This is a genomic window from Nocardia sp. NPDC050412 (assembly GCF_044458825.1).
Taxonomy (GTDB): Bacteria; Actinomycetota; Actinomycetes; order Mycobacteriales; family Mycobacteriaceae; genus Nocardia.
The window spans coordinates 16,420-41,660 of record NZ_JBITIJ010000004.1 but is presented as its reverse complement, the minus strand read 5'-3'; the positions used below and the strand labels follow the sequence as shown (position 1 = coordinate 41,660).

Genomic DNA, 25,241 nt, shown 5'->3' with positions numbered 1-25,241 from the left:
AGGTGTCGGATCGTCGGATGGCGGTTCGCCCGAGACCTTCTGGAGGCTGGCATGTTGTGGAAAATCATCGGTGTCGTAGCGGTCGTCTGGATCGCGCTCGCCATCATCGGTGCGTTGATCAAGGGGCTGTTTCCGATTCTGGTGATCAGCGCGGTCGTCTTCGGGCTGTACCTGCTGTACAAGGCGGTCGCGGGCTCGGACAACTCCACCGTGAGCAAGCTGTAGCGTCGGCCCGCGGGCCCGCCGGGACTCGGGCGCCGCGGTTTCGAGAGGTAGGCCGTGCGCCGTCCGCCGCGGACGGCGCGCGGCCTACCCACGTTCGAACATCTGCTTGAATGACCCCTGTGGAGCAGGTTCCCGAGGATTGGCAGCGCGGTCTCGTCATCGTGGCGCATCCGGACGATATCGAATACGGCGCGGCCGCCGCGGTGGCGCGCTGGACGGGACAGGGCAAGGACATTCGCTATGTCCTGGTCACCTCTGGCGAAGCCGGCATCGCGGGTATGGCCCCCAGCGAGGCCGGACCGCTGCGCGAGTCCGAGGAGATCGCCGCCGCCAAGGTGGTGGGGGTGCACGAGGTGGAATTCCTCGGCTATCCGGACGGCCGCGTCGAGGAAACCCTGGCGCTGCGCCGCGACCTGGCCGCCGCGATCCGCCGTCATCGTCCGGAATTCGTCGTGCTGTTCAATTTCGGCGATACCTGGGCTCCCGGCTACGCCAATAGCGCCGACCATCGCGCGGTCGGCCGCGCCGCCCTCGATGCCGTATCCGATGCGGGCAACGAGTGGATATTTCCGGATCTCACCGAAACTCCGTGGTCGCCCCGGCTGGCTGCGGTGGTTGGACCGAGCGCCACGCACGCCGTCGACGTCACCGACACCATCGAACAAGCCGCCGCGTCATTGGCCGAGCACCGCCGCTACCTCGAGGCGCTCAGTCCCGAGCCGGTCGCGGACCAGGTGCGCGCGGTCATCGACATGGCGACCGCCCCGAAGTCCGGATTTTCGGCCGCGCGCGCGGTCGGCTTCGAGCTCTACCACTTCGGCTGACCGCTGTGATCGAAGTCACGTCTACTGTCGCCGTCGAGTCTGCTTTCGCGAAAATGTCGCGGAAATCACGTCCACTAGTCCTGGCTGCCCCGATCGCAGGTGGTCGGGGCTATTGCTGTGATAGCGATCGTCTACTGATTCGGGGGTTGCGATCTGGTGCGGAAACGTGGTGGCCGACCGTCACCTAGGCTGTTGAAGGCCGTGTTGTGAAGTCGATCGCGCTTCTCGGGCGAATGTCGTAACAGATTCCCGCGCATGGGGATATGGGACGAGTTCGCTCTTGTAAACTCGAACGCTTGACTCGCGGCAGTAGAGCGGTTCGTTAGTGAAGTATGTGCGTTCCATTATGCGGGTGCGGTCTTTAGGCGCGCAATAGGTGAGAGGTGTAATACCGGAAATGGCAAGGGATCGTCGTTCCGCACGCGGTAGTCGTCGCCGAGTCGGTCTGCTGTTCGGGAATTTGCTCGCCGCCGCTGTGGAGTCCGCCGCCGACGCCGTCGCCATCCGGTTCAACCCTTCGGGCGATCCGTCCGATGATAAACAGCTGACCTATCGCGAACTCGACGAGTTGTCCTCGCGCTTGGCGCGCGAACTCATCGAACACGGCGTTGGCGCGGGCGATGTGGTGGCGATCGGTATCGCGCGCAGCATCGAATCCGTGCTGGCGGTGTGGGCGATCGCGAAGACCGGCGCCGCGTACGTGCCCGTGGATCCCGGATACCCGTCGGACCGGATCGCGCACATCCTCTCCGATTCCGGTGCCGTCCTAGGGCTTACCACTACGGCATATCGGCCGGTGCTCGGCGCGACTGTGGACTGGATCGAACTCGACGACCCGGTACACGCCGGGCGCATCGCCGAACGCCCGGCCCATCCGATCTCCTACGCCGACCGGGTCCGTCGGCTCGACGAGCGCCACCCCGCCTACGTTATCTACACCTCGGGCTCGACCGGACGGCCCAAGGGAGTCGTGGTCTCGCACGGCGGCCTGGCCGGCCTGGTTGCCGCGCAGCGCGAACAGTATGCGGTGACCGGGGAGTCGCGGGTCCTGCACGTCTGCTCGCCCAACTTCGACGTTTCGGTGCTCGAGCTCCTACTGGCGTTTTCCTCCGGTGCGACATTGGTGATCGCGCCGCCATCGGTATTCGGTGGGACCGAACTCTCGGATCTGCTGCGACGCGAGCGCGTCACCCACATGCTCATCACCCCAGCCGCCCTGGAATCGGTGGATCCGGACGGTCTGCACGAGCTGCGGGTCGTCGTGGTGGCCGGTGACAAGTTCGGGCCGGAGCTGGTCGGCCGCTGGGCGGGCGAACGTGCGTTCCACAACGGCTACGGGCCCACCGAGGCGACGATTCTCGCCACCAGTACCCCACCGCTGGCGCCGGGCGAGCCCATCACGATCGGCTCGGCCATCGCGGGCATCGGTGCGTTCGTCCTGGATGCACGATTGCGCCCGGTGCCCGCCGGGGTGATCGGCGAACTGTATCTGTCGGGTCCCGCTTTGGCACAGGGATATCTCGGGCGGCCTGGCCTGTCCGCGGAGCGCTTCGTGGCCAGCCCCTTCGGTGCCGATATCGGCACGCCGGGCGCGCGGCTGTACCGCACCGGAGATCTGGTGCGGCGCACCGAAGAGGGCGGCGTCATCGAGTACCTGGGTCGCTCCGACTTCCAGGTGAAGATTCGCGGCTTCCGCATCGAACTCGGCGAGATCGACAACGCGCTCACCGGTCACCCGGATATCGACTTCGCGGCAACCCTCGGCAAGACGCTGCCGTCGGGGGCGACCGCGCTGGTTGCCTATGTGCTACCGACGGCGGGGGCCGACGTGGACACCGAGGGGCTCGGCGAATTCCTCGGCGAGTCGCTGCCCGCATATATGATTCCGGCCGCCTTCGTGGTGCTGGACGAGATCCCGCTGACACCGGTTGGCAAGCTCGACCGCGCGGCACTGCCCGAGCCGGTCTTCGCGCCCCGTGAGTTCCGCGCGGCGGAGACGCCGGTCGAGGAGATCATCGCCCAGGTATTCGCCGAATTGCTCGGGGTCGAGCGCATCGGTCGCGACGACTCGTTCTTCGCATTGGGTGGCGATTCGATCCTGTCGATCCAGCTGGTCTCGCGGGCCAAGGCGCGCGGTGTCGTCTTCACCGCCGCGGAGGTTTTCGAACATCGCACGGTCGCGGCCTTGGCCGAGATCGCCACCTCGGCCGATGCGGTGGAGCAGCAGCGGCTGGCAGAACTGCCCGGTGGCGGGGTGGGCGAACTGCCGTTGCTGCCGATCATGGCGGCGATGCTGCCCAGCGACTCGTCCTATCAGCGGTTCTCGCAGACGATGGCGCTGCGGCTGCCCGACGGTATCGACCGGGAGACCCTGGTCGCGACCATCGGCGCGGTCTTCGACCACCACGACATGCTGCGCGCTCGGTTGCGTGAAGCCACCTCGGACAACGTCCGGACCTTCGAGGTCCTGGAGACCGGCGCGGTCGACGTCGACGCGCTGGTGCATCGGGTCGAGGTGCCCGCCGATATCGACGATGCGGAGTTGTCGCGGCGCGCGAGCGTCGAGTATGACGCGGCGCTTGGCCGACTCGATCCGGCGAATGCGGTGATGGTGCAGTTCGTCTGGTTCGCTTTCCCGCAGGGCGGTCGCCGTCGTGATGTCTTGCTGGTTGTCGCGCACCACATCGTGGTCGACGGAGTGTCCTGGCGGATTCTGATTCCGGATCTGGCGATGGCCTGGTCGCAGCTGGCGGCGGGGCAGCCGGTGACGCTGCCCGCCAACGGAACCTCGATGCGGCGCTGGGCGCACGCCCTGCGCGACGCGGCGCAGGATCCGGTGCGGGTCGCGGAACTGCCGTTCTGGCAACAGGTTTCGGGTACCGAAGACCCGCTGTTCGGAGCGCGCGCATTCGATCCCGCGGTGGACACCTTCGGCACCGTCGATCGCGTCGAGGTGACGGTGCCTGCCGAGGTGACCGATGCGCTGCTGACCGCGATCCCGGGCCGGTATCGCGGTGGTGTCAACGACGGCCTGCTCACGGCGCTGGCGCTGGCGGTGAGCAAGTGGCGTGGCGAAGGTGCCGGCGGTACCGCGCTGGTCAAGCTGGAAGGCCACGGCCGCGAAGAGGGGCTCGTTCCCGGTGCGGATCTGTCGCGGACGGTCGGTTGGTTCACCAGCGCCTTCCCGGTTCGGCTCGATCTCGCGGGCGCCGATATCGCCGAGGCGTTCGCGGGCGGAAAAGCCTTGGGCGACATCGTGAAATCGGTGAAGGAGCAGCTGCTCGCGGTCCCGGACAAGGGCCTGGGCTACGGCCTGCTGCGCTATCTGAACCCGGAGACCGCCGCCGAACTGGGCGGTGCACCCCAGATCAGCTTCAACTACTTGGGTCGAGTGTCGACGGGAGAGATCCCGGCGCAGCTCGGCGCCTTGGGGTGGGTGCCGGTCGGGGATCTGGGGCAGCTGGATGCCGAGATGGATCCGGATATGCCCGCGAACGGCGTGATCGACATCAACGCGATTGTCACCGACGGCGCGGACGGACCGCAGCTGGGTGCGTCGTTCGCCTTCCCGCGCGGGCTGTTGCCCCGGGAAAAGGCACAGGAGTTCGCCGACCTGTGGGTCGCGGCGTTGCACGCGCTGGCCGAGCACGCGCGGCATCCGGATGCCGGTGGCCTGACGCCCTCGGATCTGCCGTTGGTCACGGTCGGCCAGTCGGATATCGAAGTGTGGGAACGGAATTACCCGGCACTGTCGGATGTGTGGCCGCTCGCGCCATTGCAGTCCGGGCTGCTGTTTCACGCCCTGCTCACCGAGTCGAGCGTCGATGTCTACACCACCCAAACTGTCGTGGACTTGAGTGGCGACGTGGAGGTCGAGCGACTGCGGGCAGCGGCTCAGGCCATTCTGGACCGCTACCCGAACTTGCGGACCGCGTTCGTTGCCGGTGCCGGCGGCCACGCCGTGCAGGTGGTCCTGGACCGGGTCGAAATGCCATGGCGTTCGGTGGATCTGACGCAGCTGCCCGAGTCCGAGCGGTTGGCGGAATTGAAACGGCAGGTCGCGCTGGATCGCGAATCCCGCTTCGACATGTCGGTGGCGCCGCTGATTCGGTTTGCCTTGTACCGCACCGAACAACAGCAGTGGCACCTGGTGGTCACCTCCCACCACATCCTGCTCGACGGCTGGTCGATGCCGTTGCTGATGCGAGATGTACTGGTGCTCTACGCGACTCGGGGCGATCGGTCCGCGCTGCCGCGGGTGCCTTCCTACCGCACCTTCTTGAGCTGGCTGGCGGGCCGTGATCAGGCGGATTCGGAGCGGGCATGGGCGCAGGCGCTGTCCGGTGTGGACGAGCCGACCCAGCTTGCGTCCCAACCGCGCGCGGCCGAAGGCCGAGGTATCGGCAGGGTGGTCACCGAGATCGACGCCGACCGCACCCGCCGGATCACCGAGCGGGCCGCTGAACTCGGCGTCACCGTGAACACCCTGGTGCAGGCGGCCCTCGGCATCCTGCTCGGACGGCTCACCGGTCGCGGCGATGTGGTGTTCGGCACCACGGTGTCCGGCCGTCCGGCCGAGTTGCCCGGCGTCGAGTCGATGGTGGGCTTGTTCATCAATACGCTGCCGGTGCGCGTGCGGATCGACGGCGGGCTGGCGATCGGCGAGTTCTTGCAGTCGCTGCAGCGCGAGCAGGCCGCGCTGCTCGACCACCACTACCTGGGTCTGGCCGATATTCAGCGGATCGCCGGTGCCGGAGCACAATTCGACACCCTGCTGGTCTTCGAGTCCTACCCGATCGACCGGGACGCCATCACTGCCGCCAGTTCCATCGACGGCATGTCGGTGACCGGCGTCGGCACCAGCGACGATACGCACTATCCGTTGACGCTACTGGTGACCGCGACCGCGACGCTCGAGCTGACGTACAAGTATCAGGGCGAACAGTTCCGTGCCGATGAGGTGGAATCCCTTGCCGCCCGGCTGACCCGGGTATTGGAGGCACTGCTCGGCGATCCCGCGGTACGGGTCGGCGATATCGACATCATGTTGTCCGAGGCCGAGCGGGATCGCGTCCTGCTGGACTGGAACGACACCCGGCATCCGGTCGAACCGGAGCTGCTGCTGGACGGCTACCGCCGAGCGGTTCAAGCGCATCCGGATCGAGTCGCGGTGGCCTATGAAGGCGCCGAGCTCACCTACGGGGAACTCGACGAGAAGGTGAATCGCCTTGCCCGCCTGCTGATCTCGCAGGGTGTCGGCGCGGAATCGCTGGTCGGCCTCGCGGTCCGGCGCTCGCTGGATCTGGTCATCGGCATGTACGCGGTCCTCACCGCGGGTGGTGCGTACGTGCCCGTGGACCCGGATCATCCGGCCGAGCGCGTCGAGCACGTGCTGACGGCGGCGCGGCCGGTGTGCGTGCTCACCACGACCGCGGACGCCGTGCCGGTGCCGGATGGAATTCCGTTGCTGCACATCGACACCGCGGATTTGGACGGATTCGCCAGTACCCCGCTGGCGGCCGGGGAGCTGCTGCGGCCGGTGCGCCCGGAGAGCCTGGCGTATGTGCTGTTCACCTCCGGCTCCACCGGACGGCCCAAGGGCGTCGCGGTCTCGCACCGGGCGATCGGCAACCATCTGGCCTGGATGCAGTCCCGATATCCGCTGCATGCCGACGATGTGTACCTGCAGAAGGCCGCCTTCACCTTCGACGCCTCGATGTGGGGCTACTTCATTCCGCTGCGGCTCGGCGCCAAGCTGCTGATGGCCACACCCGACGGCCATCGCGACGCCACGTATATCGCCGAAACCATTGCGGCGCAGCAGGTTACCGTCACCGACTTCGTGCCGTCGATGCTCGCGGTGTTCGCCGCCCATACGCCCGCCGGTGCGATCCCCACGCTGCGGCACATCATCGTCGGCGGCGAGCTGCTGCCCGCGGAGACCGTGGCCGCGGTGCGCGCGGTCTGCGAGGCGTCGGTGCTCAACGTGTACGGACCGACCGAGACCGCGGTCGCCGTCACCACCTGGCTCGCGACCGTCGACGACCAGGGCGGCCTGCCGATCGGATCGCCGGTCTGGAACAGCCGCCTGTATGTGCTGGATTCGCGCCTGCGGCCGGTGCCCGCCGGGGTCACCGGTGAGCTCTACCTCGCCGGTGATCAGCTGGCCCGCAGCTATCTCGGACGCGCGGATCTGACCGCGGATCGGTTCGTGGCCAACCCGTTCGGAACGGGCGAGCGGATGTACCGGACCGGGGACCTGGTGGCCTGGAGCGCGCCGAGTGTCCTGAAGTACCTGGGCCGCACCGACTTCCAGGTAAAACTGCGCGGACAGCGCATCGAACTCGGCGATATCGAGGCGGCGCTGCTGGCGCAGCCGTCGGTGAGCCAGGCGGCCGTCCTGGTGGTGCCCACCGAACTCGGCGACCAGCTGGTGGCCTACGCGGTCCCGGCGCCCGGCGCACACCTCGAGGTGGAGCCGCTGCGTGCCGCGCTGGCGGGCACGCTGCCCCAATACATGGTTCCGGCCACGATCGTGGAGCTGGCCGAGTTCCCGCTCAACACCAGCGGCAAGCTGGACCGCAAGGCGCTGCCACGGCCGACCCTGGCCGGCCGGGAATTCCGCGCGCCGTCCACCCCGCTCGAGGAGATCGTCGCCGGTGTGTTCGCCGAGGTGCTCGGTGTGGACCGGGTGGGCGCCGACGACGACTTCTTCGTCCTGGGCGGCAACTCACTGGTCGCCACCCAGGTCGTGGCCCGGCTGAGTGCGGCGTTGGGCGCGCGGGTGCCGGTGCGCACGCTGTTCGACGCACCGGTGGTCGCCGACCTGGCTGGGCGCATCGTGCCGGATTCCGAGAACGCGGATCGGCCGCCCTTGACCCCGGCCGTGCGCCCGGAGCGCATCCCGCTGTCGCTGGCACAGCATCGGATGTGGGTGCTCAACCAGGTCGATACCGAGTCTCCCTCCTACAACCTGCCCTTCGCCATCCGGCTCACGGGCAATCTGGACGTACCCGCACTGCGCGCGGCCGTCGCCGATGTCCTGGAGCGGCACGAGGCGCTGCGCACGCGGTTCCCGGTCGACGGTCCGGACGCGACGCCGCGCCAGGACATCCTGTCGGTGGCCGAAACGCTGCCCAACGGGCTGGAGGTCGAAACGACCGCCGATCCGGAGCGGGTCGCGGCACTGTTGTCCGCCGGATTCGATGTCACCGAACATCCGCCCGTGCGCATCCGGCTGTTCTCGGACCCCGCCCGCGACGAGCATCTACTCGTCCTTGTCACGCATCACATTTCCGCGGACGGCGTCTCGCTGGCACCGCTGGCACGGGATCTGGCGACCGCCTACCTGGCGCGCACCGCGGGGATCGCCCCGGGTTGGGCTCCGCTGCCGGTGCAGTACGCCGATTTCGCGCTCTGGCAGCGCGAGGTCATCGGCACCGAGGACGACGAGAATTCCATTGCCGCACAGCAATTGGCGTATTGGCGGCGACAGCTGGCGGGTGTGAGTGAAAGCGCGCGGCTGCCGCTGGACCGTCCACGTCCGGCGCAGGCATCGATGCACGGTGCGGCGACCGAATTCGCCGTGCCCGCAGACGTGCACGCCAGCCTGGCCGACCTTGCGCGCCAGCACAATTCGTCGCTGTTCATGGTCGTACATGCCGCGCTGGCCGCGCTGCTCGCGCGGCTGTCCGGCGGCTCGGATATCGCGATCGGCACGCCGATCGCGGGTCGCGGTTCGGCCGAACTGGACGACTTGGTCGGCATGTTCGTCAATACGCTGACCCTGCGCACCGATGTCGATCGCGATGCCCCGTTCGCGGCGTTCGTCGAGCAGGTCCGCGAGACTGATCTGTCCGCCTTCGCCAATGCGGAGATCCCGTTCGAGCGGGTGGTCGAGGAGGTACTGCCCGCCCGGGCCGTCTCGGCTAACCCGCTGTTCCAGGTGATGCTGTCGTTCCAGAACATCGAGCAGCCGACACTGGAATTGCCCGACTTGACCGTCTCGGCCGTCGATACCGGTGAGATAGTCGCGAAATTCGACCTGCAGGTGATCGTCGAAGCGCGCCGGCACGATGATGGCACGCCGGGCGAGCTGGTCATCGGCTTCGCCTACGCGACAGACCTTTTCGAGGAAGCCACCATCCAGGGCCTGGGCCGCCGATTCGAGCGGATCCTCGCCGCGGTCGCCGCCGATACGCAGGTAATCGTCGGTGCCATCGACATCCTCGACGAGGCCGAACGGGACCGGGCACTGGCCGCCCCCGCGCGGACCACCGAACCGGGCCCCGCCGCACAGCTCGAGCTGCTGCCGCAGCTGTTGGCCGATGCCGTTGACACCAATCCGGACGGCGTCGCGGTGATCTTCGCCGATGCCGCCGAACAGCTGGCGGAATGGGAGTACGTCGACCTCGACGAGCGTTCGAGCAGGCTGGCTCGACTGCTGATCGACCGTGGCATCGGCCCGGAGGATCTGGTCGCGATCGGCATTCCGCGCTCGCCGGAGTCCGTGCTCGCGGTGTGGGCGATCGCAAAGACCGGTGCCGGATTCGTTCCGGTGGATCCCAACTATCCCGCCGAGCGGGTCCGGCACATGATCGCGGATTCGCGTGCGGTGCTGGGACTTACGGTCACCGATATCGCCGGCGACCTGCCCGATGAGGTGCAGTGGCTGACCATCGATGCCGACGATATCGATCGGCGGCTCGACGACTACGGTGCCGATCCGGTGACCGATGCGGATCGGTTGCGGCCGTTGCGCGCCGCACATCCGGCCTATGTCATCTACACCTCCGGCTCGACCGGTAAGCCCAAGGGTGTGGTCGTCACGCAGGCCGGTTTGTCGAGTTTCTGCGAGGAACAGCGCGAGCGTTACCGGGTGACGAGTAGTTCGCGCACACTGCATTTCGCATCGCCGTCGTTCGACGCGTCGGTGCTGGAACTGCTGTTGGCCATCGGTGGCGCCGCGACCATGGTGGTGGCCGCGCCGACGGTCTACGGCGGCGACGAGCTGGCTGCCCTGCTGCGCAGGGAGCGGGTGACGCATGCGTTCATCACGCCCGCCGCGCTGGCGTCCGTGGACCCGGCGGGCCTGGACAAGCTCCGCGTCGTCATCGCCGGTGGCGAAGCCTGCCCACCGGAGCTGGTGCGGCGCTGGACGATTCCGATCGCCGGGCGGCGTACCCGTGAGTTCTACAACGGGTACGGGCCGACCGAGACCACGATCATGACCAATATCAGCGCGCCGCTGGTGCCGGGGGAGACCGTCACCATCGGCGGACCGATCCGCGCCATCACCGAGTACGTACTCGACGAGCGGCTCTCGCCGGTGCCGGATCGCGCCGTCGGGGAGCTCTACATCACCGGTGCGCAGGTGGCCCGCGGCTACCATGAGCGCCCCGCGCTGACCGCCGCCCGGTTCGTGGCCAATCCGTTCGATCGTGACGGCGCCAGGCTGTACCGGACCGGCGATTTGGTCCGCCGAACGGTCGACGGTGCGCTGGAATATCTGGGCCGCAACGACTTCCAGGTCAAGGTCCGCGGCTTCCGCATCGAACTCGGCGAAATCGACGCCGTGCTCGCGGCGCACGAAACAGTCGACTTCGCGGTCACCATCGGACACGAAATCGCCAGCGGTGCAACAATTCTCGTTTCCTATGTGCATGCCGCCGCCGGTGCGGCGGCCGATGCCGACGAGCTGACCGCATTCGCCGCGAACAGCCTGCCCGCGCATATGGTGCCGACCACCGTCATGGTGCTCGACGAGATTCCGCTGACCCCGGTCGGCAAACTCGACCGGGCCGCCCTGCCCGCGCCGGTGCTGCACACCAGGGCATACCGTGCGCCGTCCGGCCGTTGGGAAGAGCTGGTCGCGAGCGTATTCACCGAATTGCTCGCGCCCGCGACACCGGTCGGCGCCGACGACGATTTCTTCGAATTGGGCGGCAATTCGCTGGTCGCCACCCGGCTGGCGGCGCGGCTGGGCGCCGCATCCGATACCAGGGTGCCGGTACGCCTGCTGTTCGAGGCGTCGACAGTTTCCGCGCTCGCGGCCCGGCTGAGTGAGAACGAGGCCGGAAGCGACCGTCCGGAGCTGATCGCCGGTCCGCGGCCGGAGCGGATTCCGCTGTCGGCGGCGCAGCAGGCCATGTGGTTCCTCAACCGCCTGGATACCTCCTCGTTGGCCTACAACGTGCCGATGGCGGTGCGCCTGAGCGGTGCCGTCGATACGCAGGCGCTGCGGGCGGCGATCGGGGATCTGGTGACCCGTCACGAGATTCTGCGCACGGTATACCCGCCGATCGATGCGGGCCCGGTGCAGGTGATCTTGCCCCCGGCGCAGGCGATTCCGCCGATGCTGGTGCAGCGCATCGACCCGGCCGAAATCGTGGATGCGGTGGCCACGTTGGCCAGAACCGCCTTCGATCTCACCGTCGAGGTGCCGGTCCGGGTCAGCCTGTTCGACCTCGGCGACGGCGCGAACGGGCGCGAATATGTGCTGGCGATGGTCGTGCACCACATCGCGGGCGACGGTTCGTCGATCGGCCCGCTGGCCCGCGATCTGATGACCGCGTATGTGGCGCGCAGCGCCGGACAGGCGCCGAATTGGGCCCCGCTGCCGGTGCAGTACGCCGACTACAGCATCTGGCAGCGCGAACTGCTCGGTGCCGAGGACGATCCGGAGTCTTTGGCGGCCAAGCAGATCGGGTATTGGCAGCAGGAACTGGCCGGATTGCCCGACCAGCTCGACCTGCCCTCGGATCGGCCGCGACCGCTGGTGCGCTCCTATGCCGGTGGTCAGGTGTCGGTGCGGATCGACGCCGAAACCCACAGCGCGTTGGCCGAATTGGCGCGCGCGCAGGGCGCCACAGTGTTCATGGTCGTGCATACCGCACTCGCTGTGCTGCTGGCGCGGTTGTCCGGGACGAACGATATCGCCATCGGTACGCCGATGGCCGGGCGTGGCGATGCCGTGCTCGACGACCTCATCGGCATGTTCATCAATACCCTGGTATTCCGAACCCGATACGACGGCGGCGCGGGTTTCACCGAACTGCTCGCACGGCAGCGGGAGACCGATCTGCAGGCGTTCGCGAACTCGGATGTGCCATTCGAGCGCTTGGTTACTGTGCTTAACCCGGTGCGCTCGCCCTCGCGGCATCCGCTGTACCAGGTGGGGCTGTCGTTCCAGAACCTGGACCGCGTCGCACTGGAACTGCCGGGGCTGACGGTCGCGAGCCTGGATGTCGGCGTCGAGGTATCGCAGTTCGATCTGCACTGGTATATCGGTGACGCCTACGACGAGGCGGGCACGCCGCTGGGTATCGGCGGCATGGTCACCTACGCCGCCGATATGTTCGACCCCGCCACCGTGCAGGGTTTCGTGGACCGGTTCGCGCGCCTGCTCACCGCCATCGCCGGTGATCCCGGCGTGGTGGTCGGCGAGGTCGATCTGACCGAGGCGACCGAACGCGCCGCGCTGCTCTCGGATGCGGCCGACACGGCGCATCCGGTATCGGCGGATTACCTGCTCACCGGCTATCGCCGTGCCGCGGCGAGCACACCGGATGCGGTGGCCGTCGTGCACGACGAGACCGCATGGACCTATCGGGAATTCGACCAGCGTGTCAACCGCCTCGCCAGGCACCTGATCGCACAGGGTGTCGGTCCCGAATCCGTTGTGGCGCTGGGGATACCGCGTTCACCGCAGCTGGTTGTCGCGATGTATGCGGTGCTGACCGCGGGCGGCGCGTATCTGCCGCTCGATCTCGATCATCCGGCCGACCGGATCGGGTACATGGTGGCGACGGCCGAGCCGATCTGCGTGCTGACGACCGACGGCAATTCGGTACCCGTCACGGGAGTTCCCGTCATCGATATCGACACTCTAGAGTTGTCGGAATACTCCGGTGAGCCGGTCGATTTCGGCGAGCTGCGTGCGCCGCTGCACGCCGAGCATCCGGCTTATGTGCTGTTCACCTCCGGCTCGACCGGTCGGCCCAAGGGCGTCATGGTCTCGCACGGCGCGATCACCAACCAGATCGAATGGATGGTGGCGGAGTACGGGTTCGGTCCCGAGGATGTCTATCTGCAGAAGACGGCGACGACCTTCGACGTATCGCTGTGGGGCTACTTCGCTCCGCTGTGGGTCGGCGCTCAGCTGGTGCTCGCCGCACCGCACGGACAGCGCGATCCGGGCTATATCGCCGAGCTGATCGCCACCCACCGGGTGACGGTCACCGATTTCGTTCCATCGGTACTGCAGGTCTTCCTGGCGGCTGCTGTGGTGGAGCAATTGGCCTCGCTGCGTGCGGTTTTCGTCATCGGTGAGGCCTTGCCGCCCAATACTGTCGCCGATTTCGCCGCGCTATCGGATGCCGGACTGCACAACCTGTACGGCCCCACCGAGGCGGCGGTATCGGTGACATATCGGCCCGCGTCGATCGACGACCGGTTGACGGTGCCGATCGGTGTATCGCTGTGGAATACCCGCACCTACGTCCTGGATTCCCGGCTGCATCTCGTACCCGCCGGTGTCGTCGGCGAATTGTATTTGGCGGGAAGCCAATTGGCGCGTGGCTACCTCGGCCGTGCCGACCTGACCTCGGATCGGTTCGTCGCCGACCCATACGGCCCGACCGGCGCCCGGATGTACCGGACCGGTGATCTGGTGCGCCGCCGTGCCGACGGAGTACTGGAATATCTGGGGCGCACGGACTTCCAGGCGAAGATCCGTGGCCATCGGGTCGAACTGGGGGAGATCGAGGCCGCGCTGCTGGCGGATCCGTCCGTCGCCCAGGCCGTCGTCGTGGTGGCGAAGTCGGAGACCGGCGATCAGCTGGTCGCCTATGCGGTGCCCGTAACCGAGCTCGATGCCGATGTCCTGCGCGAATCGCTGGCGCACGTGCTTCCGGGCTATATGGTGCCCTCGGCCATCATGGTGCTCGAATCCTTCCCGGTGAACAGCAGCGGCAAACTGGATCGGGCCGCGCTGCCGCGGCCGGTCCTGCGCGCCCGCGAGTTCGTGGCACCGGCGACCGACACCGAGCGCGCCGTAGCCGAGGTTTTCGCCGAAGTACTCGGCATTGCTCGGGCCGGAGCCGAGGACGATTTCTTCGATCTCGGCGGTACCTCGCTGCTCGCCTTCACCTTGCAGCGGGCCCTGGCCACCCGCCTCGGCATCGACGTGCCGATGGCGGCGTTGTTCACCACGCCTACCGTGCGCGGCTTGGCCACTCGACTCGACAATCCGGACGAGACCGCGGCCGTGCTCCCGGGCACTGACACCGCGACGATCACCACCGACGCGGTGCTCGAACCGGAGATCGACGCTGCGGGTCTCGCACCGGCTCGGGTCGAGGCCCCGCGCGACGTACTGCTCACCGGCGCAACCGGATTCGTCGGCGTGCATCTGCTCCGGGAACTGCTGTCCAGTACCGCGGCAACGGTCTGGTGCCTGGTGCGCGGCGACGATAGCGAGCGCGCCTACAAGCGAATTCGCGGCGCCATGCAGCTGTACCGGATCTGGGATGATGCCTATCAGGGTCGGATCGTCGCTGTCGCAGGCGATCTGGCCGCACCCGGACTCGGACTCGACCAGTCCGACTGGGCCCGGCTCGCGGAGCAGATCGACACGATCTACCACAATGGAGCTCGCGTCAATCACATCGAGCCGTACGCGCGGTTGCGTGCCGCCAATGTGTCGGGCACCCGTGAGGTGCTGCGGCTGGCGACCACCGGTCGGATCAAACCGGTGCACTTCGTCTCCACGGTCAACGCCGTGATTCCGAATGCGCCCGCACCGGATTTCGTCGCCCGTGAGGATGCTCGAGTGCCTGTGGGCGAGGTATCCGGAAACGGTTATGTGGCAAGTAAATGGGTGGCCGAACAACTGATCCGCCAGGCCGGCGAGCGCGGTGTTCCGGTGAGCATCTACCGTCCCGGCACTGTGTCCGGTGATCCGCGGCTCGGGGTGAACAGCGTCGACGACTCGTTCTGGAACATGATCCGGGCGGCCGCCATTCTCGGACTCGCCCCGGATGTCGGCGACGCGACCATGTCGCTGGTGCCGGTGAACTATGTGGTGGGCGCCATCGTCGCGCTGGCGGATCAGCCGCCGGTCGGCGCGGCCTATCACCTGGTGAACACCCTGCCGGTGGCGATCGGCGATATCTTCGAATCCCTGCGCAGGAACGGGATTCCGATCGAGATCGCATCGATCGAGGAGATCGCGACCAAGCTGGCCGAGGAAGCGGCGGCGCGCGACGCGACCGGCGACGATTCGCTGGTGCGTGCCGCCTTGGTCAGCGGCAACTACGGCGGGGCCGCGGCCACGGTCGAGGACACCAATACCCGACTCGAGTTGGCGCAGTACGGTATTCACTGCCCGCCCATCGATGCCGAGGCCCTGGACGCCTATGTCAGGTCCTTCATCGATGCGGGTTTCTTCCCCGCCCCGAGCGACGTTCAGCTGTAGAGAGGAAAGTATGACCGCCGAAGCCCAGTCCCGTCCCGCCGCCGCCTCGGGCGCCTTCGCCCTCGGTGGTGACCTACCGGTCACGCGCCTGGGCTACGGCGCGATGCAGCTGACCGGTGACGGTGTGTGGGGCGACCCGAAGGACCCGGACGAGGCCGTGCGTGTGCTGCGTCGTGCCGTCGAGCTCGGTATCACCCTCATCGATACCGCGGATTCCTACGGTCCGTTCGTCAGCGAAACTCTCATCCGCCGGGCGCTGCACCCGTACCCGGACGAGCTGGTCATCGCCACCAAAGCCGGGCTGGCCCGGCCCCGTCCCGGCGAGTGGGTGCCGATCGGTCGCCCCGAATATCTGCGCCAGCAGTTGGAATTGAGCCTGCGTCATCTCGGTGTCGACCGCATCGATCTCTTCCAGCTGCACCGGATCGACCCGCAGGTGCCGCTCGCCGATCAGCTCGGTGAGCTGGCGTCGCTGCAGCAAGAGGGCAAGATCCGGCATATCGGCCTGTCCGAGGTGACCGTCGCTCAGCTCGACAAGGCGCGCAAGATCGCCGATATCGCCTCGGTCCAGAACCAGTACAACCTCACCAACCGCAGTGCGGAGGACGTGCTCGAATACGCCGAGGCGAACAACATCGCCTTCATCCCGTGGTTCCCCATGGCGACCGGCGATCTCGCGCGTCCGGGAGGTCCGCTGGATTCCCTTGTGCGCGAGGATGCCAGCCCGTCCCAGCTCGCGCTCGCGTGGCTGCTGCGCCGCTCGCCGGTCATCCTGCCCATTCCCGGCACCTCCAGCGTGGCGCATCTCGAGGAGAACACCGCTGCGGCCACCATCACACTTACCGACGATGAATTCGCCGCACTGTCCGCGGTGAGCACCCCGGCATCGGGGGGCGGCGGGCGGGGTTGGCGCTCCCTGCTGCCGAAAGTGTCGCGTAGCTGAGAAGCGCCGGGTCCGCTGCCGAATGCGGACGGGACACTCGGGAGGCGGCCGGAGCCCGGGGACGCGGCCGGAGCCCGGGGACGCGGCCGGAGCCCGGGGACGCGGCCGGAGCCCCGGGGACGCGGCCGGAGCCCCGGGGACGCGGCCAGGAACCCGGCGAATGGGTCCGGGGACCCGGGGAGTCCGGCGAGGGACCCCGGAGAGGCGGCGAGGGACCCCGGAGAGGCGGCGAGGGACCCCGGAGAGGCGGCGAGGGACCTCGGGGAATCGGCGAGGGACCTCGGGGAATCGGCCGGGTACCGGGGAATCGGCCGGAGACCCGGGACTTGGGTCGTGAGCGCCGACACCCGATTTCGATTCCGGCAGACGTGATGGCCACTGACCGATGGCATAGTGCAGCAATCGGATCGACGAGAGCAGCATGATGTACGAAGCACAACTGGTGGCCAATGACGCCGCCTATTACTACTTGGCCCGCTCCGGCCGGGTCACCGACTGGCCGATGTGGTGGATATTCGACAACGGCGAAGCGCCGCTGACCGCTGCCGATATCGCCGACCACTTCGGCGAACGAACCGAACTGCTCGAACCGCTGCGCCGTCGGATCGAGGAGGTGCCCGGCGGGCTCGGGCACCCGTTCTGGGTGGTCGACGACAGTCCGGTCGACACCCACATCGTCACTCATGCTGCGGCACAACTGAATTGGGCACAGTGCCAGGACGAGATCGGGCGCATTCTCGAGCAACCGCTTGACGCTCGGGTCATGGCCTGGCAGCTCCACGTATTTCCGAACGTCACCGGTCTCGCGACGCTGAGTGGCGTGGGCACCGTTGTGCTGATGCATGTCAGTCATGCGCTGATGGCGGGTCCGGCCATGACATCGCTGTCGGAGGCGTTGTTCGCCACGGTGCCGTTGCGGATCGAGGGGCAAGGTCCCGCCACCCAGCGCCCGCGCCCCGCGCTCGCCGCCGTGGCGGGTGCGCTGCGCTGGCCGTTGCAGGCGCTGCGTTTCAATGTCCGCGTCCGACGTGAGATGCGCCGGATCGCCCGCGAAAACGACGACAGCGGACCGAACGTTCCACCGGTTTCCTCCACCCGGCTCAACCGCCGGATCGGGCCGGGACGCGCCATGCGGACGATCCCGTTGGAGCTGAGCCTCGTTCGTGCGCAGGGGGTTACGGTGACGTCGGTCGGCCTGACGGCGATATCGCACGCATTGCAGCGCTATCTCGAAAAACGGGATGGCAGCTGTCCCGACGATCTCGCGGTATTGGTGACCGTCGCGGTTCCCGACGCGCCGGTAATGGGGGTCAATCATGTCGGTGCCGATGCTGTCGCCCTGGCAGCGGCGGAACCCGACCTCGCCGCTCGTGCGCGGGCGATCGACGCCACGCTCCGGGCGCGCCGCCACTCGGCGTCGAGCCGCAGGGAACTCAACCGTCTCGCACTCATCGACCTGCTGCCGAGCCGCACCTACCGGGCGCGATTCGGAACTTTCGGGCCCGCCGATCCGGACGCGCCTGCGCACGCGCACACGATCCTGACCAGTATCAGGTGCGAGCCGACCGCCGCATGGTCGTTGTCGGGCAAGCCATTTCGCTTCGCCGGCATGCTGCCGCCGGTGTATCCGGAAATCGGTTTGGCACATTCGTTCGTCGGCGCCGGCGACAGCTTCACCGTATCCGTGGCATGCGATCCGGCGATCGTCCCCGACCTGGACGATTACTGCGACCTCCTGCGGGAGTCGTGCCACGAAGTCGCGGCCGCCCTCGGACAGTCGCAGTAACGACTCGCAGCCCGGGCAGCTGTCGCCTGGGGATGTTCCCGCGCACCGATTGGGTGCCCTACCACTTCGAGACAAGACCTGGTCGGAGACGAACGTGCCTACCAGGCCACCGGCAGGGCCTTCGGTCCGCGCACCAGAAGGCCGGACTTCCACGGCACCTCGTCCTCCGGTACGGCGAGGTGCAGGGTCGGGAACCGTCGCAGCAGTGATCCGAGCGCGATTTGCAGCTCCACCCTGGCCAGTTGCGCGCCGAGGCAGTGGTGCGCGCCGTGTCCGAAGGCCACGTGCGGGTTGCGTTCTCGGGTCAGGTCGAGGTCTTCGGGGTCGTCGAAAACCGTCTCGTCCCGGTTGGCGGCTTGGGTATTGACGAATACCGACTCACCGGACCGGATATCGACCCCACCCAGCTCGAGGTCCTCGGTGGCGATTCTGGGAAACGAACCGCCCGAACCCAATTGGACGTAACGCAGTAGTTCTTCCACCGCGTTCGGGACGAGTTCCGGTCTGCCGCAGAGCAATTTCCAGTGTTCGGGCTCGGTCAGCAGTACATAGGTGAAGTTGGCGATCTGATTTGCCGTGGTCTCGTGGCCAGCGATGAGCAAGCCGATACCCAGGTTGACCAACTCCGCCTCGCTGAGCTGGTCCTCCTCGTCGCGCGCGGTGACCAATGCGCCGAGCAGGTCGTCGGTCGGCTCTTCGCGACGCTGCGCCACCAGTTCGGTGAGGTATGCCTCCAGGCCCGCGCGTGCGGCGCTGATCTGTTCGCGGGTGTGTGCGGTGGTGGATAGCACCGTATCGGAGAAATCTCGGAATCGGTGCTGGTCTTGCGGTGGGACACCGAGCATTTCGCAGATCACGGTGACCGGCAGCGGCAACGCGAGCAGCTGCACCAGATCCGCGGGTGGGCCGAATCGCTCGATGTCGTCGAGCCGCTCGTCCACGATCTGCTGGGCGCGCGGGCGCAATGCCTGCACTCGGCGGCCGGTGAACGCCTTGACCACGAGCTTGCGTAGCCGTGTGTGCTCCGGTGGATCCATGCTCAGCAGCGAATCGCGGCGCGCGGGTTCCGGTGTGGTGCGCGGAATATCCTCGCGCTCGACCGCGGCCGCCCGACTGAATCTCGGGTCGGCGAGTACCTGTTTGACGTCCTCATAGCGGGTGACCAGCCAGCCCTCACCGCCGTAGGGGAGTCGTATGCGGCTGATCGGCTCTTCCTGGCGCAGCCGCGCGAAGAGCGGATCCATATCCAGGCGTATAGGGGTACTGAAGGGGAAGCTGCGCACCTCGTGGTCGACGGTCTCACCCGTCGCCCGGCTGCCACCCCTCATGGAATCGCTGCGCGATGCTGCCCTCATCTGAACTCCCTTCCGCGATGGCGGATGGTTGATGTAAGCGAGTGCTTACAACCGATGGTAGGGATCGAGGCGGTGGCCCGTCAACGGGTGAATCCCGTTATGACGGTGGAAAATTCACATCCGCCCGCTCCAGCAGCACTTGCGCGGCGCGCAGCACATGCTCGGCAACCGCCGCTGGATCCGCGCTGGCCAACGGATCTCGGCGGTGCACCGAGCGAACCAAACCGATGCCGAGCAACCAGGCGAGCAGGAGATCGGCGCGCAACTCGGCATCGGGTCCATCGGTGAGTGCGGAAAGTGCGCCCACGTACTCGTCGCCCAGTTCTCGCCGCACCGCGGCCGCACCCTCGTCATGTCCGCTGGAGCGCAGTGCGGCCTGTAGCCAATGTGCCTGTGCCGCAGAGTCGGTCGGCTCGAGCGCACGTGCGAGTAAGCGGCCGAGCAATGCCTCGGCAGGTCCCTCTTCGAGCACGCGCCGACCCCGATCCGCTATCGACGCGCGGAACAGTTCGTCCTTATTGCCGAAGTACCGGAACAGCAGCGCCTGATTCACCCCGGCCCGTGCCGCGATCTCACGCACCGTGGCGCGCTCGTAGCCGCGTTCGGCGAACAGTTGTTGCGCCGCCGCCAATATCGCGAGTCGCGTTGCGGCCGCATTCCTTTTGCGGCCAACGGGCTCGTACTCATCAGACATGGACCCTCCGGTTGAGCTCGACAGTGCAGCGTAAGTCGCGTTCCCAAAATTGGGAACGGGGATTGTGCAAGCGGCCGTCTCGTGCCGGTACTGTTGCGCACCTGGCATCGCTAAGAATTGGACCTCGATGTGGTGCTGGAGACGTCACGATGCGGAAAGGCGTTGGTCGCGCGGCCCTTCGGGTTCCATTGCTCACCTCTTGTTCCCCCTTGCCGGGAGGTGCCGGGGATAGCTGCTGCGACCTGCGATGGGTGCCGTTCGTGACCCCACTCCCGGTTGCGGAATCCAGAATTCCGCAACGGGAGTGGGATACCACCTTGCGCCATCGGAAGGACAATTGATGGATGCCTCCGATCGGCCGATTCTTGTTTCCGCCGATGCGGATCCGCTCTTGTCATTCGGTCAGCTCGAGGCGTGGGCCGAGACCGTCGCATGGTGTTTGAAGAAGAATGGCGTCGGTGCGGGCGACGTGGTGGTCGCCGAACTACCGAATTCGCCTGCTTTCGCGGCCGTAATGTCGGCCGTATGGAATATCGGTGCGGTATTCGCGCCCGTGGATTTGCGGCTGAGTGCGCGGGAGAAACAGCAGATTTTTACACTGGCCGGGCCCCGAGTGGTGGTCGCGCCGACCCTCGCTGCCACCGAGTCGCCGACGCTATTGTGGCGCAACCCCTTCGAGCCGCCCGCGCAGCTCGATTGGATCCCTACCCAGCCCGCGCGCCGCGGCGGCTGGGTGCCGACGGTGCCCGCACCCACCGTGCACGAGGATGACCGACTGATCCTGTTCACCTCCGGCTCTACCGGAGCGCCGAAGGCGGTGGCACTGTCGGAGGCCAATATCGCGGCCGGAATCGCCGCTGTCGCAGATCATTTCGCACTCACTCCGGACGACCGCACCATCGCACTGCTGCCCTGGGCGCAGAGCCATGGCCTGTTCGCCAACCTGATGGCGACACTGCGCAGCCGATGCACCATGGTGCTACCCGCCGCGGGCGAGGCGGGACAAACGCACCGGTTGTTGGATGCCGCGGCACCCACCTGGCTCACCGTGATGCCGATGCAGCTCGCCGGTATTACCGCGGGACTGGTGGCATCGCGAAAGCGGGCGCGCGGCATGCGTTTCCTGCGCACCGCCTCGGCGCCGCTATCCCGTCTCGCGGCCGAGCGCGCGGAACGGCTGCTCGACTGCCCGGTGGTGGAGGCACTGGAACTCGCCGAAACCAGCCACCAGGCGGCGGCCGATCCGCCGTCGTGGGAGCGGGTGCCCGGCACGGTCGGCACCCCGACCGGTGTCGAATTCCGCTTGGCCGGTGACGAAATCGCGGGCGGCCGCGAACTGGAGGTCCGTGGCACCGCACTGTTCAGCAGATATGTCGGCAATCCCGCGGCCACCGCGGCGGCGTTCACCGCGGACGGCTGGCTGCGCACCCGCGACGTGGCGCGCCGGGAAAACGACGGCCGCCTGCGAATCCTGGGGCGGCTCAGCGAGATCGCGCACCGCGGCGATCATGCGGTGGCACCGGTCGACGTGGAGGCCGCGCTGGACGAACATCCGGACGTCGTCTCATCGCTCGCGACCCGGGTGCCGAATCCGCATCTCGGCGATGACGTCGCGGCCGTCGTCCATTTGCGTGAGGGTTCACAGACCACCAAACGCGACATCATGCGCCACTGCCACTCCCACTTGGCCGAACACCAGATTCCGGGCCAGCTCCGCATCGTGAGTCGACTACCTCAATTGCCGAACGGAAAGCCCAGCCGCCGCATGGCGGCGCAGCTGTTCGAGATCGGCTGAAACAGCACGTCGTTTCCGCCGTGTACTCCTGGTCTGCGCGCCGAGTCTTTGTTCCGCGCACCTTTCCGTGCCGCGCGCGAACCCTGCCGCTGAGAGGTCGCGAATTGGGTTCCGAGTCGCGAAGTTACTTCCAACAAAGCCGCTCCCTGGAGCCTGCACGCGCCTGACCGACCCACTCGAATTCGTTGGCGCTTCTGGGGGGAGCCAGCGATGATTGGTGGGTGGATATCACCACACCGGACGGCAGTCCCTGGCGAATCGGAACCGACGCGGAGAGTTCATGGATTGCGGACGGTACGTCGGTCGGCCTGACCATCGTCTCCGCGATCCCGCCGGTTTTCGACAGGTACGCCACGATCGTCGTGCCGGAAGATGACGACGTGGCCTGGGAAGCGCTGGACCGAGCGCTGGTATCGGTCCTGCGCGCTGAGTCGGCGAACCAGCGTTGGTGGTTGGGATACCTCGATAACGGCGCCGACGACATCGTCTTCCCCGAAACTCCTCGGGTGACCTTGTATGCCGATTGGCAATACGTGCTGGTCGAGGCGGGGCCGGAGCAGGCGCTCACCTGGCGCAAGCTGACCTGGCGTCAACGCCGTAGCCTGCCCGACCTAATCTTTCCGACCGACCGCCGCTGGCTGGTGTCGCGGTTGTTCGACGACGACTGGATCTGCGTCGGCGGGCCTGTCGGACTGCTACACAAGCTTCTTCGCCATCCTGACCTCGAGACACGTCGAGTGGAACTCGGGCAGGACGCGACTCCCCCTGGCCACATCGCCATATAGCCACGGATTCGGGGTATGAGGTCGCGCAGATGGTGACATCGTCGGCAAGTGTGCGCGGACCCCAAGGCGATCTCGACGAACGCGGCCCCGATGTAAGGGCACAGCCGACTGTGCACACGCGGGCTATTCGGCTCGGCGGCGCTGGTCGGCATTATCACGCGGGTAGAGAACAGGGCTGCTCGCACCTGGTGGTAGTGCGTCCGGCTTCGCATCGGTAACGCGGATGTCGTTGGTGGCGGCCCGATCCGATTCGAGTGTCCGGTCGCCGCGACGGCGGCTGGGTCCTGAGTCATGCGGATCGAGATCCCCGGCTGGGACGTTGGGGGTTCGTTTGGTCTTCGACCATGGTGTTACCAGCGGACTCCGCCCGGCCGAGCTAGCGGTCGGTGGCCGAGAAGTGCTGGACAGCAGCGATTTCGAGGGAGTTGCGCGTGGTGTGGGTGCCGGTTCGGAACGCGCCCATGGGGTAGTCGGCGCCAACGGGGTGTGCTGTTCGGAAGGCTGCTGCGCGTATGGTCCGGCTTGGCCATTGGATGCGATCGGTTCGGCCGCGAATTCGTGTTCGCGACGATCGACACTATCGCCGAGGTGAGAACGCCCTTCGGTCCTGACCGGCTCGGTTGCGGTGATCGGGTCGGCCCGACCGTCGGGACGGGCAGACGCGTGTTCGGCCGGGGTTTCGGTGGTTCCATGCGGAGGTGTGCCATCGAGGCGAGCAAGCTGGTGCTCGGCCCGGTTTGCATACGAGTCCGCCGTGGATCCGGCTGCGATGGCGGTCCCCGTATCAGCGGCCATCGGGCTCCTCGAATTCGGATGACCGCCGCGTGAGACCCGCGAACCGTCCACGGGCGCAGATGGTTCCCGCTGCGTACTGTCAAGATATCGATGCTCGGGCATGTCGGTGGCGTTGGGGCTGCCGCGGTCGACAATAGGAAGATGTGCTGGCGAATGGCCGACGGCGAGCGTGGGAGGCTCCATCGACCTGGGTCCGGCGATACCGCGCGGCAACTCCAGTGGACCCTTAGGAGCGGACGACATGCCGGGCTCGGTGCCGACTAGCGACAGGTTGGTCGGCGCCGCCGGAGTGCTCGGATCGTCGATGTCGTCGGGACCGTCGGTGGTGAAATCCAACTTTGCCACCTCGTCGGCGAAGTCGGTGACGTGCCGCATGATCTCATCGGCGTGGTCGTCGAGGACTTTGGCGTAGCGCATAACCTCGTCGGGCGCGATATGTAGCGGTGGCACAGACGAACTACTAGGCGGCGGCACCTCCAGGAGATGGCTCGCCGCGTCATAGGCGATGCCATTTATCATTCTGTCGATGGTGTGGTCCAGCGGTTCGATGGCCTTGCCGATCACCTCGGCGACGAGGTAGCCGAATAGATTTTGTTCCATCTGATCGCATATCCGCCGTGCCGCTGCCGCGAGGGTGGGCCCGGCGGCAGGGCCCGCCGGGGTTGCGATGATCGCCGCGTAGCTCACCGCCAGTGCGGCAAGCTCGGTCAGCACTGCGACTTTGACCACGGTGATCACGTCCGCCGCGATATCCAATGCCGTCGCCACGACCTTGCACGCCGCGTCGAGGTCAGCCATATGCGTCGCACTCATCCGCCCCCAGGTCGCCAGCAGTTGCTCGTATGAATATCCCGAATAGACCGAACCCATGTCCTTGATGACGCCGGTTGCGGATTCATGCGTGTCCTGGACTTTCGCGGCCAAGTTCTGCACCTGCCGCCCGAGCGTACGCACGTCGTCTTCATTGACATCCGGATACTGAACACCACAGAAATTGAGGAAGAGCGCGACTTCGTGCGGTATTTCTATCGCCACGTCCGGTGCTCCATCGCTCCGGCCCGTACTGCATAGAGAGTGCCTTCACCGTCGCCGATCGGACCTTCTGCACGGTTGTCATGCGCAGGGGAGCCGTCGTGTCTCTCGAATGGTGGACTGGATCGAGGTTCTGGACGAGTGGTGATCTCCAGCCGTGGACGGTCCTTCCTGGCTTCGGCGCTCGCCTGCCGGACCTTTCGCCCACCCTCGATATCGGTCGTATCCTCCGCTCGGGCTGGATCTTTCAACCTCCGGTCGGCACCGCGAGGAAACTTCTGGGCGGCTCGGGCTGATTCCTGCCCATCCTCCATGGCCGCTGGTCGGGTGATCCGGCGCAGGGATTCGATGGGCGTGGCGCTCCACATGAGTGCAATGATATTTGCATAGTGCCACACATGAACAATTACGTTTGCACTTTGGCTGACCGGGCTCGGCGCGTACCACCGCCGGCGGCGGAGCCGCTCGGCGAAGTCGAGACCGGGTTGCCGCCGAACCCAGTATCGGGCGCACGACGTTGCGGATGTCGGC

10 protein-coding genes are annotated in these 25,241 nt (G+C 67.0%); 7 read left to right on the top strand and 3 right to left on the bottom strand.

Annotated features, from left to right (window positions below; genetic code table 11):
* Positions 1–51 precede the first annotated feature (51 nt).
* The 5 genes from ACIBI6_RS11640 (at position 52) to ACIBI6_RS11620 (ending at position 18,254) form a co-directional block, all read left to right on the top strand.
* Positions 52–225: a hypothetical protein gene (locus ACIBI6_RS11640; RefSeq protein ID WP_169811369.1), complete on the top strand. Its 174-nt coding sequence runs from the start codon at positions 52–54 to the stop codon at positions 223–225.
* Between the two features lie 119 nt (positions 226–344).
* On the top strand, positions 345–1,049 hold the full coding sequence (locus ACIBI6_RS11635) for a PIG-L deacetylase family protein (RefSeq protein ID WP_364341998.1): 705 nt from the start codon (positions 345–347) through the stop codon (positions 1,047–1,049).
* A gap of 397 nt (positions 1,050–1,446) precedes the next feature.
* Positions 1,447–15,525, top strand: coding sequence for an amino acid adenylation domain-containing protein (locus ACIBI6_RS11630; protein WP_396956025.1), 14,079 nt, complete (start codon positions 1,447–1,449; stop codon positions 15,523–15,525).
* 10 nt (positions 15,526–15,535) lie between these two features.
* Entirely contained in the window at positions 15,536–16,468 is a 933-nt protein-coding gene (locus ACIBI6_RS11625) for an aldo/keto reductase (protein ID WP_396956023.1), read from the top strand.
* Between the two features lie 421 nt (positions 16,469–16,889).
* Complete coding sequence (locus ACIBI6_RS11620; protein ID WP_396956022.1) at positions 16,890–18,254, top strand: wax ester/triacylglycerol synthase domain-containing protein; 1,365 nt, start codon at positions 16,890–16,892, stop codon at positions 18,252–18,254.
* Between the two features lie 98 nt (positions 18,255–18,352).
* Here ACIBI6_RS11620 and ACIBI6_RS11615 read toward each other — a convergent pair whose 3' ends face one another.
* Together ACIBI6_RS11615 and ACIBI6_RS11610 are read right to left on the bottom strand one after the other, a co-directional pair.
* Positions 18,353–19,609 (bottom strand): cytochrome P450, encoded by a 1,257-nt coding sequence (locus tag ACIBI6_RS11615; RefSeq protein ID WP_396956021.1) that lies wholly within the window; start codon positions 19,607–19,609, stop codon positions 18,353–18,355.
* 97 nt (positions 19,610–19,706) lie between these two features.
* Positions 19,707–20,303 carry a TetR family transcriptional regulator gene (locus ACIBI6_RS11610; RefSeq protein WP_396956020.1) on the bottom strand — a complete coding sequence of 199 codons (597 nt, stop codon included), beginning with the start codon at positions 20,301–20,303 and terminating at the stop codon, positions 19,707–19,709.
* Positions 20,304–20,643: 340 nt separating this feature from the next.
* Here ACIBI6_RS11610 and ACIBI6_RS11605 point away from each other — a divergent pair, with 340 nt between their 5' ends.
* Positions 20,644–22,098 carry a class I adenylate-forming enzyme family protein gene (locus ACIBI6_RS11605; RefSeq protein WP_396956019.1) on the top strand — a complete coding sequence of 485 codons (1,455 nt, stop codon included), beginning with the start codon at positions 20,644–20,646 and terminating at the stop codon, positions 22,096–22,098.
* Between the two features lie 221 nt (positions 22,099–22,319).
* Positions 22,320–22,883: a hypothetical protein gene (locus ACIBI6_RS11600; protein ID WP_364341415.1), complete on the top strand. Its 564-nt coding sequence runs from the start codon at positions 22,320–22,322 to the stop codon at positions 22,881–22,883.
* A gap of 123 nt (positions 22,884–23,006) precedes the next feature.
* On the opposite strand, the gene ACIBI6_RS11595 is transcribed toward ACIBI6_RS11600, so the two are convergent.
* Entirely contained in the window at positions 23,007–24,713 is a 1,707-nt protein-coding gene (locus ACIBI6_RS11595; RefSeq protein WP_396956016.1) for a hypothetical protein, read from the bottom strand.
* Positions 24,714–25,241: the final 528 nt, after the last annotated feature.